Source organism: Streptomyces sp. (assembly GCF_035563135.1).
Lineage (GTDB): Bacteria > Actinomycetota > Actinomycetes > Streptomycetales > Streptomycetaceae > Streptomyces.
Genome location: NZ_DATMVN010000831.1, coordinates 1 through 6,718, shown reverse-complemented (window position 1 = coordinate 6,718; position 6,718 = coordinate 1). Strand labels below are relative to the sequence as shown.

At 71.8% G+C, this 6,718-nt stretch carries 6 protein-coding genes and 1 pseudogene; 5 read left to right on the top strand and 2 right to left on the bottom strand.

Annotation, left to right across the window (positions count from 1 at the left end):
• Window positions 1-106: 106 nt before the first annotated feature.
• Entirely contained in the window at window positions 107-649 is a 543-nt protein-coding gene (locus VN520_RS36830; RefSeq protein ID WP_325751309.1) for a MarR family winged helix-turn-helix transcriptional regulator, read from the bottom strand.
• A 175-nt stretch (window positions 650-824) separates the two neighbouring features.
• Window positions 825-2,192, bottom strand: a complete 1,368-nt coding sequence (locus tag VN520_RS36825) for an MFS transporter (RefSeq protein ID WP_325751308.1) — start codon at window positions 2,190-2,192, stop codon at window positions 825-827.
• 289 nt (window positions 2,193-2,481) lie between these two features.
• Between VN520_RS36825 and VN520_RS36820 the strand changes: the two genes are divergently transcribed.
• The 5 genes and pseudogenes from VN520_RS36820 to VN520_RS36800 form a co-directional block, all read left to right on the top strand.
• Entirely contained in the window at window positions 2,482-3,966 is a 1,485-nt protein-coding gene (locus VN520_RS36820; RefSeq protein ID WP_325751307.1) for an aldehyde dehydrogenase family protein, read from the top strand.
• A 32-nt stretch (window positions 3,967-3,998) separates the two neighbouring features.
• Complete coding sequence (locus tag VN520_RS36815) at window positions 3,999-4,976, top strand: VOC family protein (RefSeq protein ID WP_325751306.1); 978 nt, start codon at window positions 3,999-4,001, stop codon at window positions 4,974-4,976.
• Window positions 4,973-5,770, top strand: a complete 798-nt coding sequence (locus VN520_RS36810) for an aspartate dehydrogenase domain-containing protein (RefSeq protein ID WP_325751305.1) — start codon at window positions 4,973-4,975, stop codon at window positions 5,768-5,770. The genes VN520_RS36815 and VN520_RS36810 overlap by 4 nt, the downstream gene beginning before the upstream one ends.
• Complete coding sequence (locus tag VN520_RS36805; RefSeq protein WP_325751304.1) at window positions 5,767-6,552, top strand: alpha/beta fold hydrolase; 786 nt, start codon at window positions 5,767-5,769, stop codon at window positions 6,550-6,552. Before VN520_RS36810 ends, VN520_RS36805 begins: the two co-directional genes overlap by 4 nt.
• Before the next feature lie 10 nt (window positions 6,553-6,562).
• Window positions 6,563-6,718 (top strand): annotated as a pseudogene (locus VN520_RS36800) (cupin domain-containing protein); the annotation flags it as partial.

The following is a 6,718-nucleotide window of genomic DNA, read 5'->3' as shown; positions in this document are numbered from 1 at the left end:
CGCCCCCGCGGAACGCGGCGCCCCTCGGCGGGCAGGGGCGCGCCCCGGCGGCACCGTATGACACTGCCTGGTGCAAAGCCGGGCACGTGGCACGCGTGCCGGCGGGTCACCGCGCGGTCTCGGCCTCCCGCGCCGCCTCGGCGTCGAGGATGGAGATCTCCAGCTTGCGCAGCAGGCGCGCGAGTTGACGGCGTTCGGAGGGGGACAGTCCGCCGAGCATCCGGTTCTCGTTGTCCAGGTGTTCGGCGAACGCCGTGTCCACCGTGGTGAGGCCCTTCTCCGTCAGCCGTGAGTACACGACCCTGCGGTCCTGGGTGTCCCGCTCCCGGACTATGAGGCCGTCCTTCTCCAGGCGGTCGATCCGGAGGGTCACCCCCGCCGACGACACCAGTCCGGAGTCGGCGAGCTGCCCGGCGGTCAGCCGGTAGGGCTCGCCCGACCTGCGCAGCGCGGTCAGGACGTCGAAGCCTGCCACCGACAGGCCGTGCCGCTCGACGGATTCCGTGAGACCGGTGCTGTAACGCAGGAAGGAGCGGTGGAGGCGGGCGAGGACCTCGAGCGGGCTCGTGTCCAGCTCGGGCCGCTCCCGCGCCCAGTCCTCGATGACCTTCGCCACGGCGTCCCGGTCCCCAGGCCTTGATGCTGCCATCTCATCCCCTTGTACGGTTCCGGCCGGCGCCCCGGCTTATCACGGCACTGAAAATCTTACCGCTGAGGCGATGGCGGACTCGGCCGCAGGAGCGCGGCGCCCGCGTCCGGGGGCGATGGCCCGGCGGGGAGCGGTGCGTGCTCCCTCCCGGGTCACCGCCCCCGGGCCGGCGCGATCAGGCGTTGAGCTCCTCCAGGGTCCTGCCTTTGGTCTCGACGGCGAACCACGCGATCACGGCACCCACCGCGCCCATCACGGCGAGCTGTGCGAAGACCAGGGCCAGTCCGCCGCCCGCCCCGATGATCGCGCCGACGGCCACCGGGCCGAGAATGACGCCGAAGCGGTTCCACAGACCACCGAAGGCCGCGCCCCTGGCGCGGTTGAAGGTGGGGTACAGCTCGGGGGAGTAGAGGTAGAGCCCCGCGTTGATCGCGTACAGGAAGAACGTGGTGCAGGAGGCGAAGAGGGCGATCTGTCCGCCCGAGGCCGCCCCGGCGAGTGCCAGTACGCCGAGCGAGAGCGCGGTGCCCACGAACGCGCCGATCAGGGCGGGCCGGCGGCCGATGCGGTCGATCAGCATGGCCATGACGAAGGTGCCCAGCAGACCCGTGACGTTGCTGAGCAGGGTGTAGACGAGCGCCGTGGTGAGATCCAGCCCGAACTCCTTGGTGTAGAGCGAGGGCAGCCAGGTGGAGATGCCGTGGTTCACGTAGTACGCCACGAACCACAGCCCCGACAGGACGGCGGTCCGGCGCAGGTAACGGCCCCGGAACAGGTCCATCAGGGTGCCCTTGGGCTCGTTCACCGGGTCCACGGACGGGGCCGGTGCGGGAAGTTCCTCGGAGGCCGTGCGGGCGACCTCCGCCTCGATCCGGGCGATGACCGCCTCCGCCTCAGCCGTACGTCCACGGGACAGGAGCCAGCGCGGGGACTCCTGGACGTGCCGGGGCAGCATCGCGGCGATCAGCACCGGCAGAGCGCCCACCAGGAACATCGCGCGCCAGCCGAAGGCGGGGATCACCCATACGGCGAGCAGGGTGGCGGCCGCGAGGCCGGCCGGGAAGATCATCTCGTACAGCAGGACGAAGCGGCCCCGCTTGTCGGACCGGGCGATCTCGTTGATGTAGGTCGCCGCGACCGGTACGACGCCGCCGATCCCGAGGCCCTGTACGAACCGGAAGAGCGAGAAGGTCTCGATGGTGCCGGAGAAGGCCACGGCGAGGCTGGCGAGACCGGTGACGGCGACACCCAGGGCGACGGTGCGCACCCGCCCGATGCGGTCCCCCAGCCAGCCGGCGGCAAGGGCGCCGAGCAGCATGCCGATCGACGCGGACGTGACGGCGAAGGTGGCCTGCCCGGTGGACAGGTCCCACTCCTTCATCAGGACGGGCAGCGCGGATGCGGCCAGCAACTGGTCGAACGCCTCGAAGAAGGTGACGGCGCCGATCAGGAACCGGACCTTGATGTGCCAGCGCGAGTGCGGCAGTCGTTCAAGTCTCGCGGCTATCGAGCCGAGTGCGGGCTTGCCGGCCACAGTCGTCATGGAGGGGGTCCTTCCGCGGGCAGATGAGTTCCGGCGACAGTAGGGGGCCATATCTAAGCGGTCAATAGTTAAGGGCTTAGTAACCTTGTTCCCGGTGGCTCGGCCCTCATCATCGACGCCCTGGATGCGGTGCTCAAGACCTTCCTGGCAACGATTTCACCTCGGGGTCTTGTGCGAAAAAAGTTAAGCGCTTAGATTTCTAGCACTTCGGCAGTCCGGTGGCGGTAGCCCAACGAGCCTGTCCGCACCCGGAGTCCACTCCCTTTCCGCCTCGTCCGGAGGTCCACCCGTGCTGCAGTTCCCCACCGAAATCCTGATCGCGGGCCAGTGGCGGCGTGGTGCGGGCGAGCCCGTCGACACGGTCGACCCGGCGACCGGCCGTCTCCTCGCCACCGTCCACTCCGCCTCTGCGGACGAGGTCGCCGAAGCGGCCGAGGCCGCGGCGAAGGCCGTGGCGGATCCCGCCTGGCGTGACCTGCCCGCCCATGACCGGGCCCGGCTGCTGCACCGGATCGGCGAACTCACCGAGCGGGCCGCCGACGAGCTCTCCGCCCTGCAGACGGCCGACACCGGCAAGACCCTCACCGAGACGAAGGCCCTCGCGCTCAGTGCGGCAGGCACCTTCCGCTACATGGCGGCCGTCCTGGAGACGGCGCAGGACGCGGTGACCCCGTCCCGCGGCCCCTACGTCACGGTGAGCACGCACGAGCCGATCGGCGTCGTCGGCGCGATCAACCCCTGGAACTCCCCGGTCGCCAGCGACGCGCAGAAGATCGCCCCCGCGCTCGCCGCAGGCAACGCGGTGATCCTCAAGCCCGCGGCCTGGACCCCCCTGGTCTCCCTGGCGCTCGGGCGGCTGATCACCCGGGCGCTCGGCGAATTCCGGCTGCCGGCCGCACTGCTCTCCGTGCTGCCCGGGAGCGGCCGGGTGGTCGGTGACGCCCTCGTGCGGCACCCCCTCGTCGGCCGTATCGGATTCACCGGGGGCACGGAGACCGGCCGGTCCATCGCCGGGACAGCCGCCCGCAAGCTGATCCCGGCCTCGCTGGAGCTGGGCGGCAAGTCACCGACGATCGTGCGCGCCGACGCCGACATCGAACAGGCCCTGGCCGGCGTGATGTTCGGGATCTTCTCGTCCAGCGGTCAGTCCTGCATCGCGGGCTCCCGGCTCTTCGTGGCGCGGGAGATCTACGACTCCTTCGTCGGTGAGCTCGTCGAGCGCGTACGCGGGCTGCGGGTCGGTCCCGGCACCGACCCGTCCACCCAGGTCGGCCCCCTGGTGCACCACCGCCACCGCGACTCCGTCGCCGCCTACGTCGACCTCGCCCGGTCCGAGGGCGCCCGCGTGCTGTGCGGCGGATCGGCACCCGAGGGAGAGCTGTACGAGGACGGGGCGTACTACCTGCCCACCGTGCTCGACGGCCTCGCGAACACCTCGCGCACCTGCCAGGAGGAGATCTTCGGCCCGGTCCTGGTCGCCCTTCCCTACGACGACGAGGACGACCTGGTCCGCCAGGCCAACGACTCCGTCTACGGCCTGGCCTGCGGGATCTGGACCCGTGACCTGCGCGCCGCCGGGGCGCTGGCACGCCGGATCGAGGCAGGAACCGTCTGGATCAACACCTACAAACAGTTCAGCGCCTCCACCCCCTTCAGCGGGTGGAAGGACAGCGGCCTCGGCACGGAGAAGGGCCTCGGCGCGATCCGCGCCTACCAGCGCCAGAAGTCCCTGTACTGGGGCATCGCGGACCACCCGCTTCCGTGGGCCAACTGACCCGGCACGCCTGCCCGTCCTGGAGGGACCCCATGCACCAGCCACCGCCCGGTCCGATCGCCCGGCTCCGCTCACTGCGCTACGTCGAGCTGCACACCCCGGCCTTCACCGAGGCCGCCGACTTCTACGAGGACGTCTGGGGACTCGAAACCGTCGAGTCCGACACCGGAGCCCGCTGGCTCCGGGGCACGAGCGACGAACACCACGTCCTGCACCTGACCCGGCGGGACCGGGTCGGCCTCGGCAGGATCGCCTTCGCCGTCGCCACACCCGCCGAGGTCGACCAGGCCGCGCGGCGCCTCGAGGCCCGCTCCCTCGTGCCCGTCACCGGGCCGGGTCCGCTGGGCCAGGCCGGCGGCGGTTACGGACTGCGGTTCACCGACCCCGAGGGCCGCCTCATCGAGATCAGCGCCCAGGTCGAGGCCGTCGTGCCGCGCGGCAGGGACGGCGCCGTGCCCGTCGGAGTGACGCACGCCGTGCTCAACACCACCGACATCGACGCCGCGGTCGCCTTCTACTGCGATGTGCTCGGTCTGCGCGTCTCCGACTGGTCGGAGCACCAGATGGCGTTCCTGCGCTGCAACAGCGACCACCACTGCATCGCCTTCAACCAGGCGGAGTGGACCTCGCTGAACCACGTGGCGTACGAGATGACCTCGGTCGACCACTTCATGCGGGGCCTCGGACGGCTGCGCCACCACGGCATCACCCCCCAGTGGGGGCCCGGCCGGCACGGCCCCGGGAACAACACCTTCTCCTACTTCACCGACCCCTCCGGCCTGGTCTGCGAGTACACCTCCGAGGTCGCCCAGATCGTCGAGGACGCCTGGATCGCCCGGGTGTGGCGACGGGTCCCCGAGCTGTCGGACCTGTGGGGGACGGCCGGCGCGCCGTCGAAGGAGATCCGCTGCAGCATGGCCGGCACCCCGGACCCCGGCCCGCTCGCCACCCCCGGCCCGCAGGGGCCGGGCCCACTCGTTCCCGTGGACGCCCAGGAGGCCACCGCATGAGCACCGTACGCAAGGTCGCCGTCATCGGCTGGGGCGCCATCGGCAGGGTCGTCGGCACCGCGCTCGCCGAAGGCCGCGTGACCGGCGCCGAGCTGGTCTGCGTCGTCGACAACCGCCCGCTCGGCGAAGCCGCCCCCGTGCGGCAGACCACCTTCGAGGAGGCCTTGGAGATCTGCGACCTCGTCGTGGAGGCCGCAGGGCAGGGCGTCGTACGTGAGTGGGGCGAGCGGGTCCTGGACTCCGGCACCGACCTGCTGATCGCCTCCACCGGGGCGCTGACCGACGACGGACTCACCGAGCGGCTGCTCGCGGCCGGTCCCGGGCGGGTGTACTTCACGGGCGGCGCCGTCGGCGGACTCGACCTCCTCCAGGCGGTGCGCACCCTCGGCCCGCTCGACGAGGTCCGGCTGACCACCACCAAACTGCCGTCCACCCTCGAACAGCCCTGGATGGACGGTGAGTTGCTGGCGCGTATGCGGACGGCGACCGGACCGGTCGAGGTCATGTCCGGTACCGCCCGCGACGTCCCGGTCAAATTCCCCAAGTCGACGAACGTGGCCGCCTCGGTCGCGCTGGCCGTCGGCGACCTGGACGCTGTGCGGGTCCAGGTCGTCGCCGACCCGGCGGCGCACCACACCCGCCATGTGATCGAGGCGTCCGGCGGGCACGGCACCTACCGCTTCGAGGTCGCGCACCTGCCCGACCCCGGCAACCCCGCCACCAGCCAGGTGGTGCCCTACGCCGTGCTGCGCAGCCTCGCCGCCCTCGCCGGCCGGACCGGGCAGATCCTGTGAGCGCCGCCGGCGTCCACGTCGAGGAGGCGGGCGACCGCGGCCCCCTGCTGCTGTGCCTGCACGGCATCGGCTCCTCCTCGGCCGCCTTCGCACCGCAGCTCGCCGAACTCTCCTCGTACGTACGGGTCGTGGCCTGGGACGCACCCGGGTACGCCGGATCACCCGACCCCGCCGGGCCGATGAGCCTCGACGACTACGCGGACGCGGCGGCCGCCCTCATCCGTGAGCGCGCCACCACCGCACACGTCCTCGGCGTCTCCTGGGGCGGGGTGATCGCGCTGCGGCTCGCCTCCCGCCACCCGGAGCTGGTCGCCTCGCTGATCGTCGCCGACTCCAGCCCCGGCTCGGGCACCGACGGGACCAAGGCGGCCGGCATGCGCGCCAGGGCGGCCGACCTCGCCGAGCTGGGTCCCCGGGCCTTCGCCGAGACCCGGGGACCGCGGCTCGTGTCGCCCGGCGCGCCGGACGAGCTGGTGCGCCGCGTCGTGGACACCATGGCCGCCTCGGTACGGCTGCCGGGCTACGCGTACGCCGCCGAGTCCATGGCTGCGGCCGACCTGCGTGCCGAGCTCCCCTCGATCGCCGCACCCACCCTCGTGCTCTGCGGCGAACAGGACCGGGTCACCGGCACCGGGGCGAGCCAGGTCATCGCCGGGGCCGTCCAGAAGACCGCCTACGTGATCGTCAAGGACGCCGGTCACCTGGCCAACCAGGAGCAGCCGGGCCACTTCAACGCCTGGGTGCTCTCCCACCTCCGCATCACCGCATCCATCCCCGAGTAGGAGCTCCACCATGCCTCTGACCACCGACGCGTACGACAACGGCGACGACCTCTCCGCGTACACCGACTCCCTCATCGCCACCAAGGCCTCCCGGGTCGCCGACTTCGACACCCTCTCCTTCCAGGAGAAGGCCGGCCCGCAGTTCCGCCGCGGCCAGATCCGCTAC

Bases quoted from the DNA above. Each gene is read 5' to 3' on its own strand.
- VN520_RS36830 (WP_325751309.1), bottom strand. From the start codon at position 649: ATGGCAGCATCAAGGCCTGGGGACCGGGACGCCGTGGCGAAGGTCATC.
- VN520_RS36815 (WP_325751306.1), top strand. From the start codon at position 3,999: ATGCACCAGCCACCGCCCGGTCCGATCGCCCGGCTCCGCTCACTGCGC.
- VN520_RS36810 (WP_325751305.1), top strand. From the start codon at position 4,973: ATGAGCACCGTACGCAAGGTCGCCGTCATCGGCTGGGGCGCCATCGGC.
- VN520_RS36825 (WP_325751308.1), bottom strand. From the start codon at position 2,192: ATGACGACTGTGGCCGGCAAGCCCGCACTCGGCTCGATAGCCGCGAGA.